Annotated in this window: 20 protein-coding genes, 1 rRNA gene and 1 riboswitch; of the genes, 15 read left to right on the top strand and 6 right to left on the bottom strand. The window is 70.6% G+C overall.

Going from position 1 to position 21,128, the window contains the following annotated elements; translation table 11 throughout:
* From rrf to ACWDEN_RS45655, 11 genes are all read left to right on the top strand, one after another.
* Positions 1-95: ribosomal RNA gene (gene rrf, locus ACWDEN_RS45705) — 5S ribosomal RNA — on the top strand; the annotation flags it as partial.
* Positions 96-202: 107 nt separating this feature from the next.
* Positions 203-811, top strand: a complete 609-nt coding sequence (locus tag ACWDEN_RS45700) for a CDP-alcohol phosphatidyltransferase family protein (protein ID WP_076086671.1) — start codon at positions 203-205, stop codon at positions 809-811.
* Positions 812-925: 114 nt separating this feature from the next.
* Positions 926-3,421: a mannose-1-phosphate guanyltransferase gene (locus ACWDEN_RS45695; RefSeq protein ID WP_351616297.1), complete on the top strand. Its 2,496-nt coding sequence runs from the start codon at positions 926-928 to the stop codon at positions 3,419-3,421.
* 204 nt (positions 3,422-3,625) lie between these two features.
* Positions 3,626-4,474 carry a DUF881 domain-containing protein gene (locus tag ACWDEN_RS45690; RefSeq protein ID WP_450863955.1) on the top strand — a complete coding sequence of 283 codons (849 nt, stop codon included), beginning with the start codon at positions 3,626-3,628 and terminating at the stop codon, positions 4,472-4,474.
* Positions 4,471-4,803: a small basic family protein gene (locus tag ACWDEN_RS45685; protein WP_003988855.1), complete on the top strand. Its 333-nt coding sequence runs from the start codon at positions 4,471-4,473 to the stop codon at positions 4,801-4,803. The genes ACWDEN_RS45690 and ACWDEN_RS45685 overlap by 4 nt, the downstream gene beginning before the upstream one ends.
* A gap of 5 nt (positions 4,804-4,808) precedes the next feature.
* A complete protein-coding gene (locus tag ACWDEN_RS45680) occupies positions 4,809-5,702 on the top strand; it encodes a DUF881 domain-containing protein (protein ID WP_351616292.1) in 894 nt (297 codons plus the stop codon).
* A gap of 190 nt (positions 5,703-5,892) precedes the next feature.
* Complete coding sequence (locus ACWDEN_RS45675; RefSeq protein WP_351616289.1) at positions 5,893-6,720, top strand: FHA domain-containing protein; 828 nt, start codon at positions 5,893-5,895, stop codon at positions 6,718-6,720.
* Positions 6,721-6,764: 44 nt separating this feature from the next.
* Positions 6,765-7,502 (top strand): transcriptional regulator FtsR, encoded by a 738-nt coding sequence (gene ftsR, locus ACWDEN_RS45670; RefSeq protein WP_450863953.1) that lies wholly within the window; start codon positions 6,765-6,767, stop codon positions 7,500-7,502.
* Between the two features lie 85 nt (positions 7,503-7,587).
* On the top strand, positions 7,588-8,061 hold the full coding sequence (locus ACWDEN_RS45665) for a bifunctional nuclease family protein (protein WP_053666762.1): 474 nt from the start codon (positions 7,588-7,590) through the stop codon (positions 8,059-8,061).
* Between the two features lie 228 nt (positions 8,062-8,289).
* Complete coding sequence (locus tag ACWDEN_RS45660) at positions 8,290-8,973, top strand: MerR family transcriptional regulator (RefSeq protein ID WP_351616284.1); 684 nt, start codon at positions 8,290-8,292, stop codon at positions 8,971-8,973.
* Between the two features lie 55 nt (positions 8,974-9,028).
* The gene (locus ACWDEN_RS45655; RefSeq protein WP_351616281.1) at positions 9,029-10,444 is read left to right on the top strand and encodes a DNA polymerase IV; all 1,416 of its coding nucleotides are present in this window, start codon (positions 9,029-9,031) and stop codon (positions 10,442-10,444) included.
* Here the strand turns inward: ACWDEN_RS45655 and ACWDEN_RS45650 are convergent.
* A complete protein-coding gene (locus tag ACWDEN_RS45650; RefSeq protein WP_351616279.1) occupies positions 10,366-10,737 on the bottom strand; it encodes a PRC-barrel domain-containing protein in 372 nt (123 codons plus the stop codon). The two genes, ACWDEN_RS45655 and ACWDEN_RS45650, sit on opposite strands and share 79 nt — an antisense overlap.
* 119 nt (positions 10,738-10,856) lie before the next feature.
* Positions 10,857-10,951: riboswitch (glycine riboswitch) on the top strand.
* Between the two features lie 176 nt (positions 10,952-11,127).
* Between ACWDEN_RS45650 and gcvP the strand changes: the two genes are divergently transcribed.
* Positions 11,128-14,013: an aminomethyl-transferring glycine dehydrogenase gene (gene gcvP / locus ACWDEN_RS45645; RefSeq protein ID WP_450863951.1), complete on the top strand. Its 2,886-nt coding sequence runs from the start codon at positions 11,128-11,130 to the stop codon at positions 14,011-14,013.
* 52 nt (positions 14,014-14,065) lie between these two features.
* On the opposite strand, the gene ACWDEN_RS45640 is transcribed toward gcvP, so the two are convergent.
* The 4 genes from ACWDEN_RS45640 to modA are packed head-to-tail and all read right to left on the bottom strand — an operon-like array spanning position 14,066 to position 17,397.
* Positions 14,066-14,485, bottom strand: a complete 420-nt coding sequence (locus ACWDEN_RS45640) for a TOBE domain-containing protein (RefSeq protein WP_450863949.1) — start codon at positions 14,483-14,485, stop codon at positions 14,066-14,068.
* 28 nt (positions 14,486-14,513) lie between these two features.
* A complete protein-coding gene (locus ACWDEN_RS45635) occupies positions 14,514-15,722 on the bottom strand; it encodes an ABC transporter ATP-binding protein (protein WP_450863947.1) in 1,209 nt (402 codons plus the stop codon).
* On the bottom strand, positions 15,719-16,579 hold the full coding sequence (gene modB / locus ACWDEN_RS45630; RefSeq protein ID WP_450863945.1) for a molybdate ABC transporter permease subunit: 861 nt from the start codon (positions 16,577-16,579) through the stop codon (positions 15,719-15,721). The genes ACWDEN_RS45635 and modB overlap by 4 nt, the downstream gene beginning before the upstream one ends.
* The gene (modA, locus tag ACWDEN_RS45625; RefSeq protein ID WP_351616265.1) at positions 16,576-17,397 is read right to left on the bottom strand and encodes a molybdate ABC transporter substrate-binding protein; all 822 of its coding nucleotides are present in this window, start codon (positions 17,395-17,397) and stop codon (positions 16,576-16,578) included. The genes modB and modA overlap by 4 nt, the downstream gene beginning before the upstream one ends.
* A gap of 207 nt (positions 17,398-17,604) precedes the next feature.
* Between modA and ACWDEN_RS45620 the strand changes: the two genes are divergently transcribed.
* Together ACWDEN_RS45620 and ACWDEN_RS45615 are read left to right on the top strand one after the other, a co-directional pair.
* Entirely contained in the window at positions 17,605-18,093 is a 489-nt protein-coding gene (locus ACWDEN_RS45620) for a molybdopterin-dependent oxidoreductase (protein ID WP_450863942.1), read from the top strand.
* A gap of 286 nt (positions 18,094-18,379) precedes the next feature.
* A complete protein-coding gene (locus ACWDEN_RS45615; RefSeq protein ID WP_450863940.1) occupies positions 18,380-19,987 on the top strand; it encodes a helix-turn-helix domain-containing protein in 1,608 nt (535 codons plus the stop codon).
* A gap of 18 nt (positions 19,988-20,005) precedes the next feature.
* On the opposite strand, the gene ACWDEN_RS45610 is transcribed toward ACWDEN_RS45615, so the two are convergent.
* Positions 20,006-20,401: a TOBE domain-containing protein gene (locus ACWDEN_RS45610; protein WP_031174036.1), complete on the bottom strand. Its 396-nt coding sequence runs from the start codon at positions 20,399-20,401 to the stop codon at positions 20,006-20,008.
* A gap of 125 nt (positions 20,402-20,526) precedes the next feature.
* Between ACWDEN_RS45610 and ACWDEN_RS45605 the strand changes: the two genes are divergently transcribed.
* Entirely contained in the window at positions 20,527-21,102 is a 576-nt protein-coding gene (locus ACWDEN_RS45605; RefSeq protein ID WP_450863958.1) for a DUF1707 SHOCT-like domain-containing protein, read from the top strand.
* The last annotated feature ends 26 nt before the right edge of the window (positions 21,103-21,128 follow it).

Genomic DNA, 21,128 nt, shown 5'->3' with positions numbered 1-21,128 from the left:
AAACGCCCGGTTACATTCCGAACCCGGAAGCTAAGCCTCACAGCGCCGATGGTACTGCAGGGGGGACCCTGTGGGAGAGTAGGACACCGCCGAACTCCTTTTACAGCTCCGGCTCTTGGGCACTGCCCAGGGGCCGGAGCTTTTTTACGTTGAGGTAGGGTCGGGGGGCATCGTTGGCTCGTTTCGCACAGGAGGCCCCCGGGTGGAGGTCCAGGAGACCCGTGTCCAGACGGACCGGGTCCTCACCATCCCCAACATCCTCAGCATGGCACGGCTCGTCGGCGTACCCCTCTTCCTGTGGCTGATCCTCAGGCCCGAGTTCGGGGGTCCCAAGAGCGACGGCTGGGCTCTCCTCGTGCTGGCCTTCAGCGGGATCAGTGACTATCTCGACGGCAAGCTCGCACGGCGCTGGAATCAGATCAGCAGTCTCGGCCGGCTTCTTGATCCCGCTGCCGACCGGCTCTATGTTCTTTCCACGCTGGTCGGTCTCACCTGGCGGGAGATCCTGCCGCTGTGGCTGACCGCCCTCCTGCTCGCGAGGGAGCTGATGCTCCTGGTGATGGTGGGTATCCTTCGCCGGCACGGCTATCCACCGCCGCAGGTGAACTTCCTCGGGAAAGCCGCCACGTTCAACCTGATGTACGCCTTCCCGCTCCTGCTCCTCAGCGACGGACACGGTTGGATCGCGTCACTCGCCGCTGTTTTCGGATGGGCGTTCGCCGGGTGGGGTACAACGCTCTACTGGTGGGCAGGAGTGCTCTACGTGGTACAGGTCCGCCGTTTGGTTCGTGCGGACGCCATGGCCGATTGAGCTCGGCGATTGTCCGGACGTTACGCCACGATGGCCCGCGGTGGAAAAGTGCGGGACAATCTGGACGGGTGAAGTCGGCTAGACCGTCGTCTCTTGGAGGAGGACGCTTCCGACATGAAGGCCGTCGTGATGGCCGGGGGCGAAGGCACCCGCCTGCGCCCCATGACCTCTAGCATGCCCAAGCCGCTCCTGCCCGTGGCCAACCGCCCGATCATGGAGCACGTGCTCCGGCTGCTCAAAAGGCACGGGCTCACCGAGACCGTTGTCACCGTCCAGTTCCTGGCATCGCTCGTCAAGAACTACTTCGGCGACGGCGAAGAGCTCGGAATGGAGCTCACTTATGCCAATGAGGAGAAGCCACTCGGTACCGCCGGAAGCGTCAAGAACGCCGAAGAGGCGTTGAAGGACGATGCTTTCCTCGTCATCTCCGGCGATGCCCTGACCGACTTCGACCTCACGGAGCTGATCAATTTCCACAAGGAGAAGGGCGCGCTGGTCACGGTCTGTCTGACCAGGGTGCCCAATCCGCTGGAGTTCGGCATCACCATCGTCGACGAGGAAGGGAAGGTCGAGCGTTTCCTGGAGAAGCCGACCTGGGGGCAGGTCTTCTCCGACACGGTCAACACGGGCATCTATGTCATGGAGCCCGAGGTCTTCAACTACGTGGAACCCGATGTTCCGGTCGACTGGTCCGGTGACGTCTTCCCGCAGCTGATGAAGGAAGGCAAGCCGATCTACGGCTTTGTGGCCGAGGGCTACTGGGAGGACGTCGGCACCCACGAGAGCTATGTGAAGGCCCAGGCCGACGTTCTCGAGGGCAAGGTCAACGTCGACATCGACGGCTTCGAGATCTCTGCCGGTGTATGGGTGGCGGAGGGTGCCGAGGTGCACCCCGATGCCGTACTGCGCGGGCCGCTGTACATCGGCGACTACGCGAAGGTCGAGGCCGGCGCGGAGATCCGGGAGCACACGGTCGTCGGCTCGAACGTCGTCGTCAAGAGCGGCGCCTTTCTGCACAAGGCCGTCGTGCACGACAACGTGTACGTCGGACAGCACAGCAATCTGCGCGGCTGCGTCGTCGGCAAGAACACCGACATCATGCGCGCCGCGCGGATCGAGGACGGCGCGGTCATCGGTGACGAGTGCCTGATCGGTGAGGAATCGATCGTTCAGGGCAACGTCCGGGTCTACCCGTTCAAGACCATCGAGGCCGGCGCCTTCGTCAACACGTCCGTCATCTGGGAGTCGAGGGGGCAGGCTCATCTGTTCGGCGCCCGCGGTGTGTCCGGCATCCTGAACGTGGAGATCACGCCGGAACTCGCCGTGCGGCTGGCCGGCGCCTACGCCACGACCCTCAAGAAGGGCTCCACGGTCACGACGGCCCGCGACCACTCGCGGGGCGCCCGTGCGCTCAAGCGGGCGGTCATCTCCGCCTTGCAGGCCAGCGCCATCGACGTACGTGACCTGGAGAACGTACCGCTGCCCGTGGCCCGGCAGCAGACCGCGCGCGGCAGTGCCGGCGGCATCATGATCCGGACCTCCCCGGGCGTGCCGGACTCGGTCGACATCATGTTCTTCGACGGCAACGGCGCCGACCTGTCGCAGGGCAGCCAGCGCAAGCTGGACCGGGTGTTCGCGCGGCAGGAGTACCGGCGGGCGTTCCCCGGTGAGATCGGCGACCTGTACTTCCCGGCGAGCGTCTTCGACTCGTACACCGGATCGCTGCTCCGGAACGTCGACACGAACGGGATCGCCGAGTCCGGCCTGAAGGTCGTCGTCGACGCCTCCAACGGCAGCGCCGGGCTGGTGCTGCCCAGCCTGCTCGGCAAGCTCGGCGTGGACTCCCTGACCATCAACCCCGGTCTGGACGAGTCCCGCCCCACGGAGACGGCCGAGATGCGGCGTAAGGGCCTGGTGCGGCTGGGCGAGATAGTGGCGTCCTCGGGGGCCGCGTTCGGTGTCCGGTTCGACCCCGTCGGTGAGCGGCTGTCGCTCGTGGACGAGAAGGGCCGGATCATCGAGGACGACCGGGCGCTGCTCGTGATGCTGGACCTGGTGGCCGCGGAGCGGCGCAGCGGCCGGGTGGCGCTGCCGGTGACCACGACCCGGATCGCCGAGCAGGTGGCCGCCTACCACGGCACCCAGGTCGAGTGGACCACCACCTCGCCCGACGACCTCACGCGCGTCGGCGGCGAGGAGGGCACGATCTTCGGCGGTGACGGCAAGGGCGGCTTCATCGTGCCCGAGTTCAGCAGCGTCTACGACGGCACGGCGGCCTTCGTACGGCTGATCGGGCTGGTGGCGCGCACCCAGCTCACGCTGAGCCAGATCGACGCGCGGATCCCGCGGGCGCACGTCCTCAAGCGGGACCTGGCCACGCCGTGGGCCGTGAAAGGGCTGGTCATGCGGCGGGTGGTCGAGGCTGCAGGGGATCGCTTTGTCGACACGACGGACGGTGTGCGGGTCGTGGAGACGGACGGGCGCTGGGTGATGGTACTGCCCGACCCGGCCGAGGCCGTCACCCATCTGTGGGCCGAGGGGCCGGACGACGCCTCGGCGCAGGCCCTGCTGGACGAGTGGTCGGCCGTCGTGGACAGCGCCGGGCGGTAAGGGGAGAGAGACCGGAACACAGACCGCCCGACGGCAAAACCCACGCACACGCGCGTGCCGGACAGGTGTCCCCCGAGGGGGCCTGTCCGGCACGCCGGTGGGGCCATTCGGAGGTACTCCTCGCGACATGCGACGATGTGCGGCATGCCGCAGCAACCCCCCGTTCGGAGCAGCCCCACGCGGCCGCAGCGTCCGGACGCCTCCATGTCGTTGATCACCAACGTCATGGACCACAGCCTCGACGACGGGTACGCCGAGGCCGCCGCCCGCAGGAAGTCCCAGGGCGAGGGCGGCCTGCCCAGGACCCTCCGGGCGAAGCTCGGCCTCGCGGCCGGCCTCGTCCTCGCGGCGCTGGTCGTGACCGTCGGGGCGGCACAGACGCAGGCGGCGGCGCCCGTCGTCGCCAAGGAGCGGCAGGAGCTGATCGACCGCATCGACAGCGAGACCGCCAACGCGGACAAGCTGGAGGGCGCGGTCGACAAGCTCCGGGACGACGTCAGCGCGCGCCAGCGGGCGGCGCTGAGGTCGAGCGGCGGCAGCGCACAGGCCGACCTGGTGGACGTGCTGTCGGGGGCCACGGCGGTCCATGGCCCGGGCGTCGAGCTGGTCGTGAACGACGCCAAGGAGGCCAGCACCGGCGGTGACGGCACCAACCCGCGGGAGACCTCCGGGTTCTCCGACACCGGCCGGGTGCGCGACCGGGACATGCAGCGCGTGGTGAACGGGCTGTGGGAGTCCGGCGCCGAGGCCATCTCCATCAACGGGCAGCGGCTGACCGCCCTGTCCGCGATCAGGGCCGCGGGGGACGCGATACTGGTCGACAACAGGCCGCTGGTGCCGCCGTACACGGTGCTGGCGGTGGGGGACGGGGATCGGTTGAACACCGATTTCCGCAACAGTGAGGACGGCCTGTATCTGCACGCCCTGGAGCAGAACTTCGGCATCCGCACCACCATCTCCACGGCGGGCGACCTGCGGTTGCCCGCCGCACCGAGTGTGATCGTACGCACAGCACAGCCGAGCACCGAGAAGACTGAGAAGGGCACATCGTGATCGCCGTACTGGGCCTCGTCGTGGGAGTCGTGGCCGGCCTGTTGGTCCGGCCCGAGGTTCCGGCGGTCGTCGAGCCTTATCTGCCGATCGCCGTCGTCGCGGCGCTGGACGCCGTGTTCGGCGGTCTGCGGGCCATGCTCGACGGGATCTTCGACGACAAGGTCTTCGTGGTCTCGTTCCTGTCGAACGTGGTCGTCGCCGCACTGATCGTGTTCCTGGGCGACAAGTTGGGCGTGGGCGCGCAGCTGTCCACGGGTGTCGTGGTCGTCCTCGGCATCCGGATCTTCTCCAACGCCGCGGCGATCCGGCGGCACGTGTTCCGGGCGTGACATCGATGAGCGAGCAGAACGAGCGGAACGAGCAGCCGGAGCGGCCGGGCCAGCCGGAGCAGTCGGGCAAGCCGGAGCAGCCGGAGAACAGGCTGCGCAAGGAACTGCCCGAGGAGGTGCCCGCGCGGGCACCGGAGCAGGCGCCGGAGCAGCAGGAGCAGCGGGCGGAGGCGTCGCTGACCGGCCGGGAGCGGCTGGTGAAGGGGCTGTGGCCGCCGCGGGTGACCCGGGCCCAACTCATCGTCGCCCTGCTGCTGTTCGGCCTCGGCTTCGGCCTGGCGGTGCAGGTGGCGTCCAACAGTGACAGCAACAGCGCGCTGCGCGGCGCACGCCAGGAGGATCTTGTTCGCATCCTCGATGAACTGGATTCGCGTACTCAGCGTCTTGAGGACGAGAAGCAGGGACTCGACAAGCAGCGCCAGGAACTGCAGAGCAGCTCCGACCAGGCGGCGGAGGCCCGCAAGCAGACGGCCGAGAAGGAGAAGCAACTCGGCATTCTGGCGGGCACCGTGGCGGCGCAGGGCCCCGGCATCACGATGACGATCGAGGACACGAAGGGGACGGTCAAGGCGGACATGCTGCTCGACGCGATCCAGGAGCTGCGCGCGGCCGGTGCGGAGGCGATCCAGGTGAACGGGGTCCGTGTGGTCGCGGGCACCTATTTCACGGACTCCGGCAACGGCGTCGGCGTCGACGGGAACAAGATCAACGCCCCCTATCGTTTCCAGGTCATCGGCAAGCCGCAGGACCTGGAGCCGGCGCTGAACATCCCCGGAGGCGTGGTGCAGACACTGGAGAAGGAGCAGGCCACGGTGTCGGTCCAGCAGTCGGACAAGATCGTCGTGGACGCCTTGCGGCAGGCGAAGCGGCCTGACTACGCTCGGTCGTCCTCCCAGTGAACCGGCGGTGCATGGGGGACGTCAGGCAGGGGCATGAGGTTGCGGGGGGTCGGCGCACCGAAGGGGTGGTGCGTGGTGGAAACTGTCTGGTGGATACGGACGTTGTGAGAAAGTCCGGCTCGGCCGGTGTAGGCAATCAGGGTTCGTCCTGCCCCACGGGCGGGTCTGTTTCGGTCAAGGGGAATCGCCCGTGAAGTTGTTTGCGAAGTTGTTCCGCAAGAGCGCGCGAGAGGGCAGCGACAACGCGACCGCTCGTCACCGCGCACAGCCTGACGCGGAGGGTCAGCGCCCGCTGTTCAGGGACCAGGTCGCTGGTCCGGGCGGTGACATTTCCGGAGGTCAGGGCGGGGCGTCGGTTGACCCTGCCCAGTCCGGCGGCATAGGTTTCGGCCAACCGTCAACCTCAGGTGCGGGTGGAGGGTTCGCCCCCGGTCCGTACGCGTCCAACGCCCCGGCGGGGCAGCCGCAGGAGGATCCGTCCATGTCGGTCCTGGTGTGTACGAGGTGCGGTAACCGCAACGCGGAGAACGCCCGCTTCTGTTCCAACTGTGGCGCGCCGCTGCGCCCCGGAGTGACCCCGGAGCGTGCCGCCGAGACGACGTCCACGATCTCGATCTCCGGTCTCGAGGCCTACGACGCCGAGGTCACCGGCCAGACGCAGATGCCGATGCTGTCGCCCGAGGCGCAGGCCGCGGTGGACGCACTGCCGGCGGGCTCCGCGCTGCTGGTGGTGCGCCGGGGGCCGAACTCGGGCAGCCGCTTCCTGCTGGACAGCGACCTGACCACGGCCGGCCGTCACCCGCAGAGCGACATCTTCCTGGACGACGTCACGGTCTCGCGCCGGCATGTGGAGTTCCGGCGCTCCCCGGACGGTTCGTTCACCGTGGCCGACGTGGGCAGCCTGAACGGCACGTACGTCAACCGCGAACGGATCGACCAGGTCGCCCTGTCGAACGGTGACGAGGTGCAGATCGGCAAGTACCGGCTGGTGTTCTACGCGAGCCGGCAGGCCATCTGACCCGCCCCCGGACCGGTGTCCGGGGGGACTCCCAGGGAAGGTCCATGCTTCAAACACCGAGCGGCGGTGCCGGAAGCGGTACCGCCGCCAGGGACAGTGGGCTGATGAGCATCGGCACGGTGCTGAACGAGCTGCGCGACGAATTCCCCGAAGTCACCATCTCCAAGATCCGTTTCCTGGAGTCGGAGGGGCTCATCGAGCCGCAGCGGACCCCTTCGGGGTACCGCAAGTTCAGCGCCGGGGATGTCGAGCGCCTGGCGCATGTGCTGAGGATGCAGCGGGACCACTATCTCCCGCTCAAGGTGATCCGCGAGCACCTGGACGCCATGGAGCGGGGCGAGACGGTCCAGCTGCCCGTCGTGGGCCGTCAGCGCACCGCCGAGGATCTTCCGGGGCCGGTCGCGGCGCCCACGGTGGCCCGGGTCGGCAGGGCCGAGCTGATGGCGGCCGCGGAGGTCGACGAGGGTGACCTGAAGGAGTGGGAGTCGTACGGGCTCATCGCTCCCCTGGAGGACGGGGCGTACGACGCGGAGGCGGTCACCGTGGCCTCGCTCGTCGCCGAACTGGGCCGGTTCGGGATCGAGCCGCGCCACCTTCGGGTGATGAAGGCGGCCGCCGACCGCGAGGCCGGACTGATCGACCAGGTGGTGGCCCCGCTCAAACGCCACCGCAACCCGCAGACCAGGGCCCATGCCGAGGCCCGTACGAAGGAGCTGGCCGCGCTCACCGTCAAGCTGCACGCGGCACTGGTGAAGACCGCTCTCGGGGTGCGGCTGCCGTGAACGCCGGGGGCCGCGGGCGGCCGGATCGGGCACCTGTTCCCGGCCCGACTACCCAAACGTCCCGGGCACGGCCTAGGGTTGCTGTGTGAACGAGCTCGATGTCGTAGGTGTCCGGGTCGAAATGCCCTCCAACCAACCGATCGTGCTCCTGCGCGAAGTGGGAGGCGACCGTTACCTCCCCATCTGGATCGGGCCGGGGGAGGCGACGGCCATCGCCTTCGCCCAGCAGGGCATGGCCCCCGCCAGGCCGCTGACGCACGACCTGTTCAAGGACGTGCTGGAGGCCGTCGGCCAGGAGCTGACCGAGGTACGCATCACCGATCTGCGGGAAGGTGTCTTCTACGCGGAGCTGGTCTTCGCCAGCGGCGTCGAGGTCAGCGCCCGTCCCTCCGATGCCATAGCGCTGGCCCTGCGCACCGGAACGCCGATCTACGGCAGTGACGCGGTGCTGGACGACGCCGGCATCGCCATTCCGGACGAGCAGGAGGACGAGGTGGAGAAGTTCCGCGAGTTCCTCGACCAGATCTCGCCCGAGGACTTCGGCACCAGCAGCCAGTGAAGGCGAACGGCCGGTGAGCTTCGCAGCCCCGTGCGCGGGCATGTGCCACCGGCCAATGAGAGCGTCCTACGGCCTCCCCCGAAAGCATTCGGCTAGCCTTTCCCCGCGGTGGGGCACGGGAAACCACTCCTAGGGTGATTATCACTCGGCGTGCCGAGTGTGGCGATCGTTGACGCACCCCTGGTGACTGCCTACCGTCGTGAAGGCAGGTCAAGGACGGAGGTCGGCGTGAGAACCAGCGGCGACGGTACGGCTGGGGGTGCCCCCGGACAAGGGTTCGGGGGGAGCGGTCCGTACCCTCCCCCGAGCTCTCAGCTGCGTTCGAAGAGGGGGTACCCCCAACCGAGCAGCGCGGTCGATCACGCTCCGCAGCGGCCGACGGTGGTGCCGAACGGCGGAGGGGCGGCGTCCATGGCATCGGAACAGATCGGTTATCGCGGGCCGACGGCCTGCGCAGCGGCCGGCATCACCTACCGGCAACTGGACTACTGGGCACGCACGGGGCTGGTCGAGCCGAGTGTGCGGCCCGCGTACGGGTCGGGCACGCAGCGGCTGTACAGCTTTCGTGACGTCGTCGTCCTGAAGATCGTCAAGCGGTTCCTGGACACCGGGGTCTCGCTGCAGAACATCCGCACGGCCGTGCAGCACCTCCGGGAACGCGGTTTCCGTGACCTGGAGCGGTTGACCCTGATGAGCGACGGCGCCACGGTCTACGAGTGCACCTCGCCGGACGAGGTCCACGCCCTGCTCCAGGGCGGTCAGGGCATCTTCGGGATCGCCGTCGGCGTGGTGTGGCGGGACGTGGAAAGCGCGCTCTCGCAGCTGCACGGCGAACGCATCGACACGGGCGAGACCCTCGTCGGCCACAACCCCGCGGACGAGCTGGCGCGGCGCCGCAACCGGGCGGTCTGACACCGGCCCCCTCCACGGCGGGGCATTGTCAGTGCCGTGGTGCAGCATCGGAGATGTGAGAAACGCGCCCACGATCCTGCATCTCGACATGGATGCCTTCTACGCCTCGGTGGAGCAGGCATCCAAGCCGAGCCTGCGCGGGAAGGCGGTCGTCGTGGGCGGGCTCGGACCGCGCGGGGTGGTGGCCACCGCGTCGTACGAGGCACGGGTCTTCGGGGTGCACTCGGCGATGCCCATGGCCCAGGCGCGCCGGCTGGCACCCAACGCCGCGTATCTGGTGCCGCGCTTCACCGTGTACCGGGCGATCAGCGAGCAGGTGATGGCGCTGCTGCGGGAGCTGTCGCCGCTGGTGGAGCCGCTCAGCCTGGACGAGGCCTTCGTGGACCTGGAGGCCGGCGGGACGGCCTGGGACGAGGAATCGGCCCGGCTGGCCGGGACCCGGCTGCGCGCGGACATACGGGCGGTCACCGGGCTGACGGGATCGGTGGGGCTCGCCGCCTCCAAGATGCTCGCCAAGATCGCCTCGGAGCAGGCCAAGCCGGACGGCCTGGTGCTCATCGAGCCGGGGTCCGAGCGGGCGCTGCTGGGGCCGATGCCGGTGCGGACCCTGCCGGGGGTGGGGCCGGCCACGGGGGACCATCTGCGCCGGGCCGGGATCACGACGGTCGAGGAGCTGGCAGAAGCGGGCGAGGACGAGCTGGTCCGGCTGCTCGGCAAGGCGCACGGGCACGCGCTCCACGCCATGGCCCTGGCCCATGACGAGCGGCCCGTGGTGGCCGAGCGTGAGGCGAAGTCGGTGTCGGTCGAGGACACCTACGACGTGGACATCCACGACCGGCTGCGGATCGGCCTGGAGGTGCAGCGGCTCGCCGACCGGTGTGTGGGACGGCTGCGCGGGGCCGGGCTGTCGGGGCGGACGATCGTGCTGAAGGTGCGCAGGTACGACTTCTCGACCCTGACCCGCTCCGAGACGCTCAGAGGGCCCACGGACGATCCGGCGGTCGTGCGGGAGGCGGCCGCGCGGTTGCTGGACTCCGTGGACACCACGGGTGGGGTACGGCTGCTGGGCGTGGGTGTCTCCGGGCTCGCCGACTACACCCAGGAGGACCTGTTCGCGCAGGCGATGCCCTCGCCGGCGGCGGAGACGCCGGAGGAGGCCGGGCCCGAGGTTGCCGTGGAGGGGCCGGAGCCCGTCGAAAGACACTGGCGCGCCGGACAGGACGTAAGGCATGCGGAGTACGGGCACGGGTGGGTGCAGGGGAGTGGGCTGGGTCGGGTCACCGTGCGGTTCGAGACGCCGCAGTCCCCTCCGGGGAGGGTGCGGACGTTCTTCGTCGGTGATTGCGCGCTGGAGCCCGCCGATCCGTTGCCGTTGGTCGCGGAAGGCTCCGATCAGGTTTCCTCCGACCCCGCCAGCTTGCCGAAGTCGTGGTCCGGGGCCGAGGGGCGTGAGACCACGTCCAGGCCGTAGTGGTGGTAGAGCTGGAGTTCCTGTTCGGGGGACAGATGGCGGCCCACGCCGAAGTCCGGGGCGTCCTTGATCAGGGCGCGGTCGAAGGGGACATGGAGGGAGCCTTCGATCAGTTCGCTCGGTTCGAGAGGGACGAAGGCGTCGCGGGAGAACAGGCCGGTGCGTATGGCCGCCCACTCGGGCACGCCGGTCGCGTCGTCGAGGTACACCTCGTCGATGGTCCCGATCTTGGTGCCGGTGCGGTCGAACGCCTTGCGGCCGATCAGGTTGCGCGGATCGATGTCGGTCTGCACGGTCCCTCTCCCTCCACGTGGTCGCAATACATCCGTAAGCACTACGAAAGAGCACATTCAGGGAGGTGGCCACTCGAGGACCCGGCCGTTGACCCCGCTGGTAGGCTGACAGCGGCTGCTGACCCCGTGCGGGAGAGTCCTCCGACCACCTCGGAGGCGCCGAAGGAGCAAATCCTCCCCGGAATCTCTCAGGCTCACGTACCGCACGGACGAGGTCACTCTGGAAAGCAGGGCGGATGTCGACGGCTTCCGCTCTCACCGACGGTGAAAGCCGGCGTCCCACAGGGCGTCCGGTGAAGCTCTCAGGTTGAGATGACAGAGGGGGAGGCCGTCGGGGCACCCGCGCCGTGGTGCCCTTCGAAGGTCGCGTCAGACCAGGAGGCCTCCGCAATGACCGCCCATCGTATTCCGCTCTCGGAGCTCGAAGCGGGCATCCCGTTCGAGCAGCGCCACATCGGGCCCGACCAGGAGGCGCGGGCCAAGATGCTCGCGCAGGTCGGCTACGGCTCCCTCGACGAGCTGACCGCCGCGGCGGTCCCGGATGTGATCAAGAACGCCGACGCCCTCGACCTGCCGGGCGCCCGCACCGAGGCGGAGGTGCTCGCCGAGCTGCGCTCGCTCGCCGACCGCAACCAGGTCCTCGACTCCATGATCGGGCTCGGGTACTACGGCACCTTCACCCCGCCGGTCATCCTGCGCAACGTCATGGAGAACCCGGCCTGGTACACGGCCTACACGCCGTACCAGCCGGAGATCTCCCAGGGGCGTCTCGAGGCCCTGCTGAACTTCCAGACCGTGGTCGCCGAGCTCACCGGGCTGCCCACCTCCGGCGCCTCCCTGCTGGACGAGGGCACCGCGGCCGCCGAGGCCATGGCGCTGTCCCGGCGCATGGGCAGGAACAAGAAGGGCCTGTTCCTGATCGACGCGGACGCGCTGCCGCAGACCATCGCCGTCATCCAGACCCGCGCCGAGCCGACCGGTGTCGAGGTCGTCGTCGCCGACCTCAGCGACGGCATCCCGGCCGACATGGCCGCGCGTGAGATCAACGGCGTGCTGCTCCAGTACCCGGGCGCCTCCGGTGCCGTACGCGACATCAAGCCGGTCATCGACCAGGCACATGAACTCGGCGCGCTCGTCACCGTCGCCGCCGACCTGCTCGCCCTGACCCTGCTGACCTCGCCGGGCGAACTGGGCGCCGACATCGCCGTCGGCACGACCCAGCGCTTCGGTGTGCCGATGGGCTTCGGCGGCCCGCACGCCGGCTACATGGCGGTGCACGAGAAGTTCGCCCGCAGCCTGCCGGGCCGGCTCGTGGGCGTCTCCGTCGACGCGGACGGCAACAAGGCCTACCGGCTCGCGCTGCAGACCCGTGAGCAGCACATCCGCCGGGAGAAGGCGACCAGCAACATCTGCACCGCGCAGGTGCTGCTCGCCGTGATGGCCGGCATGTACGCCGTCTACCACGGGCCGGAGGGGCTCAAGGCCATCGCCCGGCGGACGCACCGGTACGCCACGATCCTCGCCGAGGGCCTGAAGGCCGGCGGCGTCGAGATCGTCCACGGCGCCTACTTCGACACCCTCACCGCGCGCGTGCCCGGCAAGGCCGCCGAGGTCGCCGCCGCCGCCCGGGAGAACGGCGTCAACCTCCACCTCGCCGACGCCGACCACGTCTCGATCGCCTGCGACGAGACCACCAAGCGGGCCCAGCTGGAGGCCGTCTGGTCCGCCTTCGGCGTCAAGGGCGACATCGAGGCGCTGGACGCGACCGCCGAGGACACCCTCCCCGAGGCGCTGCTGCGCACCGACGCGTACCTCACCCACCCGGTCTTCCACCAGTACCGCTCCGAGACCGCGATGCTGCGCTACCTGCGCAGGCTGGCCGACCGTGACTACGCGCTCGACCGCGGCATGATCCCGCTGGGCTCCTGCACCATGAAGCTCAACGCGACCACCGAGATGGAGCCGGTCACCTGGCCGGAGTTCGGTCAGCTGCACCCCTTCGTGCCCGCGGAGCAGGCCGAGGGCTACCTCACGCTCATCCGTGAGCTGGAGGAACGTCTCGCCGAGGTCACCGGCTACGACAAGGTCTCCCTGCAGCCGAACGCCGGCTCCCAGGGCGAGCTGGCCGGTCTGCTCGCCGTCCGCGGCTACCACCGCGCCAACGGCGACGAGCAGCGCACCGTCTGCCTGATCCCGTCCTCCGCGCACGGCACCAACGCGGCCAGCGCCGTGATGGCGGGCATGAAGGTCGTCGTCGTCAAGACCGCCGAGGACGGCGAGATCGACGTCGCCGACCTGCGCGCCAAGATCGAGCAGTACCGCGAAGAGCTGGCGGTGCTGATGATCACGTACCCGTCCACGCACGGCGTGTTCGAGGAGCACGTCGCCGACATCTGCGCCCAGGTGCACGAGGCCGGCGGCCAGGTGTACGTCGACGGCGCGAACCTGAACGCCCTGGTCGGCCTGGCCAAGCCGGGCCACTTCGGCGGTGACGTCTCGCACCTGAACCTGCACAAGACCTTCTGCATCCCGCACGGCGGCGGTGGCCCCGGCGTCGGCCCGGTCGCGGTCCGCTCGCACCTGGCGCCGTACCTGCCGAACCACCCGATGCAGCCGGCCGCGGGCCCGGAGACGGGCGTCGGCCCGATCTCGGCCGCTCCCTGGGGCTCGGCGGGCATCCTGCCCATCTCCTGGGCGTATGTCCGCCTCATGGGCGGCGAGGGCCTCAAGCGGGCCACGCAGGTGGCCGTGCTCTCGGCGAACTACGTCGCCAAGCGCCTGGAGCCGCACTACCCGGTGCTCTACACCGGCCCCGGCAACCTGGTCGCGCACGAGTGCATCATCGACCTGCGCCCGCTGACCAAGGCCACCGGCGTCAGCGTGGACGACGTGGCCAAGCGCCTGATCGACTACGGCTTCCACGCGCCGACCATGTCCTTCCCGGTGGCCGGCACGCTGATGATCGAGCCGACCGAGTCGGAGGACCTCACCGAGCTGGACCGGTTCTGCGACGCGATGATCGCCATCCGCGCGGAGATCGAGAAGGCAGGCGCCGGCGAGTGGCCGGCGGAGGACAACCCGCTGCGCAACGCCCCGCACACCGCCGCCGCGCTCGGCGGTGAGTGGAAGCACGCCTACAGCCGCGAGGAGGCCGTCTTCCCCGCCGGTGTCTCGGCCGCCGACAAGTACTGGCCGCCGGTACGCCGTATCGACCAGGCCTTCGGTGACCGCAATCTGGTGTGCTCCTGCCCGCCGCTGGACGCGTACGAGGACTGAGCAGGTCGTGCCGCAGGGCCCCGTTCGGTCTCCGGGCGGGGCCCTCGGCGTGTCATGCCGTCGCCAGGGACACCTCGGTCGCCTTGATCAGGGCGACCACGTCGGAGCCCACGAAGAGGCCGAGGTCGGTGACCGCCTCCTTGGTGATCGCCGCGGTCAGTTCGCCGTCGTCGACGGAGATCTTCACGGAGGCCATGACGGCGCCGGTGGTGAGGCCGACGATGGTGCCCTGAAGCTGGTTGCGGATCGACAGGCCCTCGACCCGATGGGTGGCCAGGGAGACCTCGGTCGACTTGACAAGAGCGCGGACGGTCGAGCCGGGGGTGAGGGAGAGGTCCTCGGCGGACTCCTTGGTGATGGCCGCCATGAGGTGCTGGCCGCCGTCCAGACGGAGCTTGACGGTGGCCATGGCCTCGCCCGGGTGGACCTCGGTGACGGTGCCGGGGAGCTGGTTGCGGATGCTCAGGGTCATGGGCACTCACGGTAGAACGCCCACCCGCTCAGGCTGGGTATGCGTGTGTCTGCGCCGCTTTGACCGTCGCCCAGACGGCAGCGCCCGGATGCAGATCGAGTTCGGCCGCGGCGACCGTGGTGAGGTCGGCGGCGAGGGGGAGCTCGCCGGTGAGGTCGGCGCGGATCTGGTCGCCGTGTGTCTCGAGCGCGGCCACCTCGCAGCGCCAGTGGTTACGGGCGCTGGCGCCGGTGGGGCGGTCCCGGAACAGGGTGACGGCCGACGGGGGAAAGGCCACGAAGGCCGGACCGGACAGCGCCTCGGTGGTCGTGATCGCCGGGCCCGCGTCGAGTCGTACCGTGTGTCCGTCCGCCTGGCCGCGGTAGAGGTTGAGGCCGACGAGCTGGGCGATGTAGTCGGTGCGCGGATGACGGGCGATGTCGGCGGGGCCGCCCTCCTGGACGACCCGGCCGTGCTCGATGACGACCAGCCGGTCCGCGAGCACCATGGCATCCAGCGGATCGTGCGTGACCAGGACGGCGACCGCCTCGAACTCGGCCAGGTGGCGGCGCAGTTGGGCGCGGACCTCCAGGCGGGTACGGGCGTCCAGGGCGGCCAGCGGCTCGTCGAGGAGGAGCAGCCTCGGGCGGGTGGCCAGGGCGCGGGCGAGGGCCACGCGCTGGGCCTGCCCGCCGGACAGGCGGCGCGGCTTGGCTCCCGCGTGGGCGGCGAGGCCCATGCGGTCCAGCCACGCGGCGGCCCGGGCACGGGCCTCCGCCTTGGACGCACCCTGGCAGCGGGGGCCGAAGGCGACGTTGTCCAGGGCGGAGAGGTGGGGGAAGAGCAGGTAGTCCTGGAAGACCACGCCGACCGGGCGGGACTCCGGGGGAGTGTGCTCCAGGGCGGCACCGTCGAGGCGCAGGTGGCCGTCGGAGAGAGGGGTGAGGCCGGCGAGCGCGCGCAGTGCGGTGGTCTTGCCGGCGCCGTTGGGGCCGAGGAGGGCGAGGACCTCTCCGGGGGCGGCGGTGAGGGTTATGTCCAGGCGGAATGCGGTGCGGTCGATGACGAGGTGGGCGTCCAGGCCGTCCGTGTTCGGGGGCGTGTGCGGGTGCGTGGTGGGGTGCCGGCCTTCGACCGGCTCTGGGTTCCCACCCGCACCATTCGTGCGGCTTTCGTCGTCGGGTGCGGGTGGCCCCTGCGGGGCCTGGGCGCCGTCGGCGGCCGTGGGTTGTCCGTGGGTGGGGCGGGTGTTCGTCATGATGCCGTCACCCAACGGTCCCGCAACCCCGCCAGCACCGCGATCGACACCGTCAGCAGGACCAGGCTGAGGCAGATCGCGGCGTCGGGGTCGTTCTGCAGGGCCAGGTAGACCGCGAGGGGCATGGTCTGGGTGCGGCCGGGGAAGTTGCCCGCGAAGGTGATCGTCGCGCCGAACTCGCCGAGCGCACGCGCCCACGCAAGGACCGCGCCCGCCGCGATGCCGGGCGCGATCAGCGGCAGGGTGACCCGGCGGAACGCGGTGAAGCGGGACGCGCCCAGCGTGGTCGCCGCCTCTTCGAACCGCGGGTCGGCCGCGCGCAGGGTGCCCTCGACGCTGATGACCAGGAACGGCATCGCGACGAACGCCTCCGCGATCACGACCCCGGCGGTGGTGAACGGCAGCGTGATCCCGAACCAGGCGTCCAGCCCCTTGCCGATCACGCCGTTGCGGCCGAGGGCCAGCAGCAGCGCCACACCGCCGACCACCGGCGGCAGCACCAGCGGCAGTGTCACCAGGGCCCGTACGAGGCCCCGGCCGGGGAACTCCGTACGGGCCAGCAGCCAGGCCAGCGGTACGCCCAGCACCAGGCTCACCGCCGTCGCCGCCGTGGCGCTGACCAGCGACAGCTGGAGCGCCTGCCACACCTCGGTGCTGGACAGCTGCTCCGGCAGGCTGCGCCAGGGCGCGCGGATGAGCAGCGCGACCAGCGGCAGCAACAGGAACGCCATTGCCAGCAGGCCCGGCAGCAGCAGCGGCAACGGCACCCCGCGCCGGCCCCCCGTGCCGACGCGGCGGCGCAGCGGCCGGCCCGTGCGGGGGCCGGTCGCTGCGCCGGGCTTGTCGAGCGAGGTCACGGCTTGAGGAACCCCGCACCGCTCAGCACCTTCTGGCCCTCGGCGGACCGCACCAGAGCGATGAACGCCTGGGCGGCAGCGGCGTTCGGCGCGTTCTTCAGCAGGACGATCGGGTAGGCGTTGATCGCCTTGGCGGACTCGGGGAACTCCACGCCCTCCACCTTGCCACCCGCGGACTTCACATCGGTCCTGTAGACGACCGCGGCGTCGGCCTCCTTCAGCTCCACCTTGTTCAGGGCGGACTTGACGTCCTGCTCGTAGGAGACCGGGGTCAGCTTGATGCTGCCGGCGTCCAGGGCCTTCTGCGCGGCGGCGCCGCACGGCACGGTCTTGTCGCACAGCACGACCTTCAGGCCGGACTTGGTGAGGTCCTTCAGGGAGGACACCTTGTCGGGGTTGCCCGGCAGGGTGGCGATCTCCAGCTGGTTGCGGACGAAGGTGGCCGGAGTGCCGGCCGCGTCCTTCTTGACCGTCACGATTGCCATGGTCTTGGGGCTGGCGGCGGCGAAGACGTCCGCCGGGGCACCGCCGGTGATGCTCGCGGCGAGGGTGTCGCTGCCGCCGAAGTTGAAGCTGACCTTGGTGCCCGGGTGCTGCTGCTCGAACTCCTTGCCCAGGGTCGTGAAGCTCTCCTTCAGGGAGGCGGCGGCGAACACGGTGATGTTGCCGGACAGCTTCGGGGAGGCGGAGTCCGACGTGTCCGACTTGGTGCTGGACGAGTTCGAGGACGAGGAGCAGGCGCTGAGTGCCATCAGGGCGGCGGCTCCCGCACCGGCCAGCTGCAGCATTCGCCGGGTCCGGCGCACGGAACGGGTCATCACGGATCTACTCCTCGAGGTTCTGTGGAACGACTGTCGCGCCCTGTCACGGCCGGCGGCACCGGCCGTGCGGCGATGATACTGCCGCATCTGCCAGCTGTAAGTCTCCTGTCGCATCGCATGAGCTGCGAACTTGTGACGTGAAGCTTGCATGTGCGTTTGTACGGCGCTCTGTGGCGGGTACGGTCCTGCGGGAGGTGGTCGCCGATGACGCTCGTGGAAGTCGCCGTGACCGGTGATCTGGCCCGGCCCGCCCGGCTGACCGTGCCGGACCTGCTCCGCTGGCCGCAGCACCGGGTGGACGTCAGCTTCGAGTGCGCGACCAGCGGCATCCAGCACCACCGGTTCGCCGGTCCGCGCCTGTACGACGTCCTCGCCGACGCGGGGCCCGGCTTCGACCCGGCGCGCCGCAAGGACCGGCTGCGCTATCTCATCGCGGTGACCGGCACCGACGGCCACCACGCCATACTGTCCTGGGCCGAGATCGACCCGGACTTCGCGGACGCGCCCGTCCTGCTGGGCGTGCGCATCGACGACACCCCGCTGGACACGGCCGGGCCCCAGCTGGTGCTTCCGCAGGACCGGTGCGGGGCCCGGCACATCAGCGGGATCACGGCGATCCGGGTGGACGGCGGCTACCTCTATGCCGGTCCGGCGCCCGCCGCACCCGGTCACGCGGCAGCGGCACTTCGGTGAACGAGGAACGCACGGCAGCACTGCTCGAAGAGCGGTGAGAACAGGTACGCCCCGGTCACCGCGTTCAGGCCCATGGCCGGAAGTGAACCAACGGCGGCCGGCCCGGACGACTGGTGCGGAGCACGGAAACCCCCGGTGGCCAGGCCCCTGCGGCTGGAGGATCCACCAAGAGGCATTCCACTCCCCAAGGCTTGCATTTACGATGCTTCATCTCGCACTCGCCTGGTGAATGCGAGATGCCGGGAGGTTTCGTTCACCGCCCGGCGGCCGTACGAGGAGCCAGCACATGTACGTCGAACACCTCCTGGGGGACGCCTCCCTCGGTCTGCGCCTGCTGTGGGCGGAGGACGCGCTGCTGAGGCGCGAAGTCAGCGGAGTGACCGTCACGGACCTGGAGGACCCGGCCCGGTTCGTGCGGCCGGGCGAGGTGGTGCTCAGTGGACTCGTCTGGTGGACGCCGGAGGCCGGCACCGGCAAGGCGGAGCGGTTCGTCTCGGCGCTGAAGGACGCGGGCGCCGCCGCACTGCTCGCGGGGGAGGAGACCCATGGGAGCGTGCCGGACGACCTGGTCCAGGCGTGCGCACGCCACCGGGTGCCGGTCGCCGGGGTGCCGGCGCACATCATGTTCCGGGCGATCACGGACACCGTGTACCTGCGCCAGTGGGCCGGGCTGAGCCGGCATCACGCGCTGCCGGAGAACGCGCGCGTGCGGCTGAGCCGGCTGCTCGCGCAGGAGGCCGGGCCGGACACCGTCCTCGCAGCGGCCTTCGCCCAGCTCGGCGGGACCGCCGCGTACGTCTTCACCCCGAGCGGGCGGACGGTCGCGGCCACGGCCGGCGCACCCGCCGTGCCGGCGCGGGAGGCGGTCGCGCTCCTCGCGGACGGGCCCGGGCTGACCGCCTCGGTCGACGCCGGCGGGGTGTCGCCGTACGAGCGCTGGCTGCTGTACCTGCCCGGCCCCGACGCGGCCCCGCCGCGCATGCTGCACGAGGTCGCCGCCGTGTTGGCGCACTGTCAGCAGGCCGGCACCCGGCGTCCGTCGGCCGGACCCCGCGCGGCGGACGAACTCGGCGCCCTGCTGGCCGTGCCGGCCGGCCGGGAGGACGGCACGGTGGAGGCGGCCCTGCGCCGGTGCGGACTGCCGGATTCGGGGCCGTACCAGGTCATCGTCGCGGACGCGATGGCACGGCGGTCACCGGAGGGTGAAGTACCGCTCGCCGAGGGCGCGTTGAGGGAGCTGGCCGGGCATCTGCCGGGGGATGCCCGAAGTGCCGGTGCCGGTGCCGTCGGCGGGACGGGGGGCCAGGGCGGTGCGGCCGAGGGGGATGCCGGCGCGGGGACTCCCGTCGTGGCGGCCGCCGTGGGGAGGCTGCCGGACGGGTGCGCCTTCGCGGTGCTGTGCGGTGCGCCGGCCGGCTGGGCGGACGAGGCGTGGCCGCTGGTCGCCGACTGCGTGCCCGGTGTCGTGCTGCACGCCGGTATCGGCATGCCCGCGGCGGCACCGGAGGGGCTGGGCGGCGCGCTGGCGCGGGCCCGCTACGCCCTCACCTCGGCCCGCACCACCGCGCCCGACGCCTCCCGCCTGACCGACGCCGGCTCCCTCACCACCCTCGACGCCCTGCTCACGGGGGTGCCGGCCGACGTGCGTGGCGCCTTCAGCCATGGCGTCCTCGGCCCGTTGCTGGAGGCCGACCGGCCCGCCACCGCCGCCCTGCTGAGCACGCTGGAGACCTTCCTGACCTGCGACGGCTCCTGGGCGCGCACCGCACAGGCGCTGCATCTGCACGTCAACACGGTGCACTACCGGGTGGAGCGCATCGAGCGGCTCACCGGGCGCGACCTGTCCCGGCTGCGGGACCGGCTCGACCTGTGGGCGGCACTGCTGTGCCGGTGACGGCAGGCGTGTGACCGGTCAGACGCGGTCGATGTGCACGTTGGTGGACTTCACGCGCGCGGTGGCCTCCATGCCGACCTCCAGGCCCAGTTCCTCGACGGCTTCCCGGGTCAGCAGCGACACCAGCCGGTGCGGGCCCGCCTGGATCTCCACCTGGGCGGCGACGTCACCGAGCTTGATCGCCGTGACGATGCCGGGAAAGGCGTTGCGGACGGAGGTGTAGGAGGCGTCCTCCTCGCCGCCGCCCGCCTTGGCCAGTTCGACCGAGAACGCGGCGAGATCCCTGCCGTCGATGAGCCGCCGCCCGGACTCGTCGCGATGGGTCGCCACCCGGCCCGCGTCGGCCCAGCGGCGGGCGGTGTCCGGGCTCACGCCGAGCAGCCGTGCCGCCTGGCCGATCGTGTAGGACTGCATGCCGGTCACGATAGGGCCATGTCACGGGAACCGTGGACGTGGGGTTGGCCGTTGGGTATAACGCGATATAGCGTTAGTGCGTGACGACGACCCCCTGCGGGGACCTGCTGAATCGGGGTGAGGGTATGGCGGCCGAGCTGCTGCACACGGAGATGCCGACCGGGCTGCGTGCCTCGCACGCGGACCGGGACCGGGCGGTGGACGTCCTGACGGGCGCCGCGGGCGACGGCCGGATCACGGCGGAGGAGCTGGACGAGCGCGTGACGGCCGCGCTCTCCGCGCGCACGCTGGGCGAGCTGGCCGCGCTGACGGCCGACCTGCCGGACGCCGCCGTACCGGCCAAGGACGTCGTGCGGATCGAGCAGCAGGGCGCATCGGCCGTACGGGCGGACGGCTGGGCGGTGCCGCGCCGGATGGAGGTCACGTCCGCCTGGGGGGACGTGACCCTCGACTTCACCGGCGCGGTGATCACCCACGACACCCTCCGCATCGACCTCGACATGCGCGGCGGCACCCTGCGGCTGATCACCCGGCCCGGTGTCGTCGTGGACGCCGACGCGCTGGTGATCGGCTACGGCAAGACCAAGGTGCGGCCCGCCGGCGAGCCCGGGACGCCGGCCGTGCTCCGCGTGGAGATACACGGCCGGCTCAGCCTGGGGCTTCTGGAGGTGCGGCCGCCCAGGCGCTGGTTCGGCCGCTAGAGCGCCCTCGCCGAGGTCGGGGCGAC

It is taken from the genome of Streptomyces sp. NPDC001153 (assembly GCF_053598315.1).
The sequence above is the reverse complement of the archived record's forward strand: the minus strand, read 5'-3'. Positions and strand labels throughout refer to the sequence as shown.

Bases quoted from the DNA above. Each gene is read 5' to 3' on its own strand.
- ACWDEN_RS45695 (WP_351616297.1), top strand. From the start codon at position 926: ATGAAGGCCGTCGTGATGGCCGGGGGCGAAGGCACCCGCCTGCGCCCC.
- ACWDEN_RS45690 (WP_450863955.1), top strand. From the start codon at position 3,626: ATGTCGTTGATCACCAACGTCATGGACCACAGCCTCGACGACGGGTAC.
- ACWDEN_RS45680 (WP_351616292.1), top strand. From the start codon at position 4,809: ATGAGCGAGCAGAACGAGCGGAACGAGCAGCCGGAGCGGCCGGGCCAG.
- ftsR (WP_450863953.1), top strand. From the start codon at position 6,765: ATGCTTCAAACACCGAGCGGCGGTGCCGGAAGCGGTACCGCCGCCAGG.
- gcvP (WP_450863951.1), top strand. From the start codon at position 11,128: ATGACCGCCCATCGTATTCCGCTCTCGGAGCTCGAAGCGGGCATCCCG.
- ACWDEN_RS45640 (WP_450863949.1), bottom strand. From the start codon at position 14,485: ATGACCCTGAGCATCCGCAACCAGCTCCCCGGCACCGTCACCGAGGTC.
- ACWDEN_RS45635 (WP_450863947.1), bottom strand. From the start codon at position 15,722: ATGACGAACACCCGCCCCACCCACGGACAACCCACGGCCGCCGACGGC.
- modA (WP_351616265.1), bottom strand. From the start codon at position 17,397: ATGACCCGTTCCGTGCGCCGGACCCGGCGAATGCTGCAGCTGGCCGGT.
- ACWDEN_RS45620 (WP_450863942.1), top strand. From the start codon at position 17,605: ATGACGCTCGTGGAAGTCGCCGTGACCGGTGATCTGGCCCGGCCCGCC.
- ACWDEN_RS45615 (WP_450863940.1), top strand. From the start codon at position 18,380: ATGTACGTCGAACACCTCCTGGGGGACGCCTCCCTCGGTCTGCGCCTG.
- ACWDEN_RS45610 (WP_031174036.1), bottom strand. From the start codon at position 20,401: ATGCAGTCCTACACGATCGGCCAGGCGGCACGGCTGCTCGGCGTGAGC.
- ACWDEN_RS45605 (WP_450863958.1), top strand. From the start codon at position 20,527: ATGGCGGCCGAGCTGCTGCACACGGAGATGCCGACCGGGCTGCGTGCC.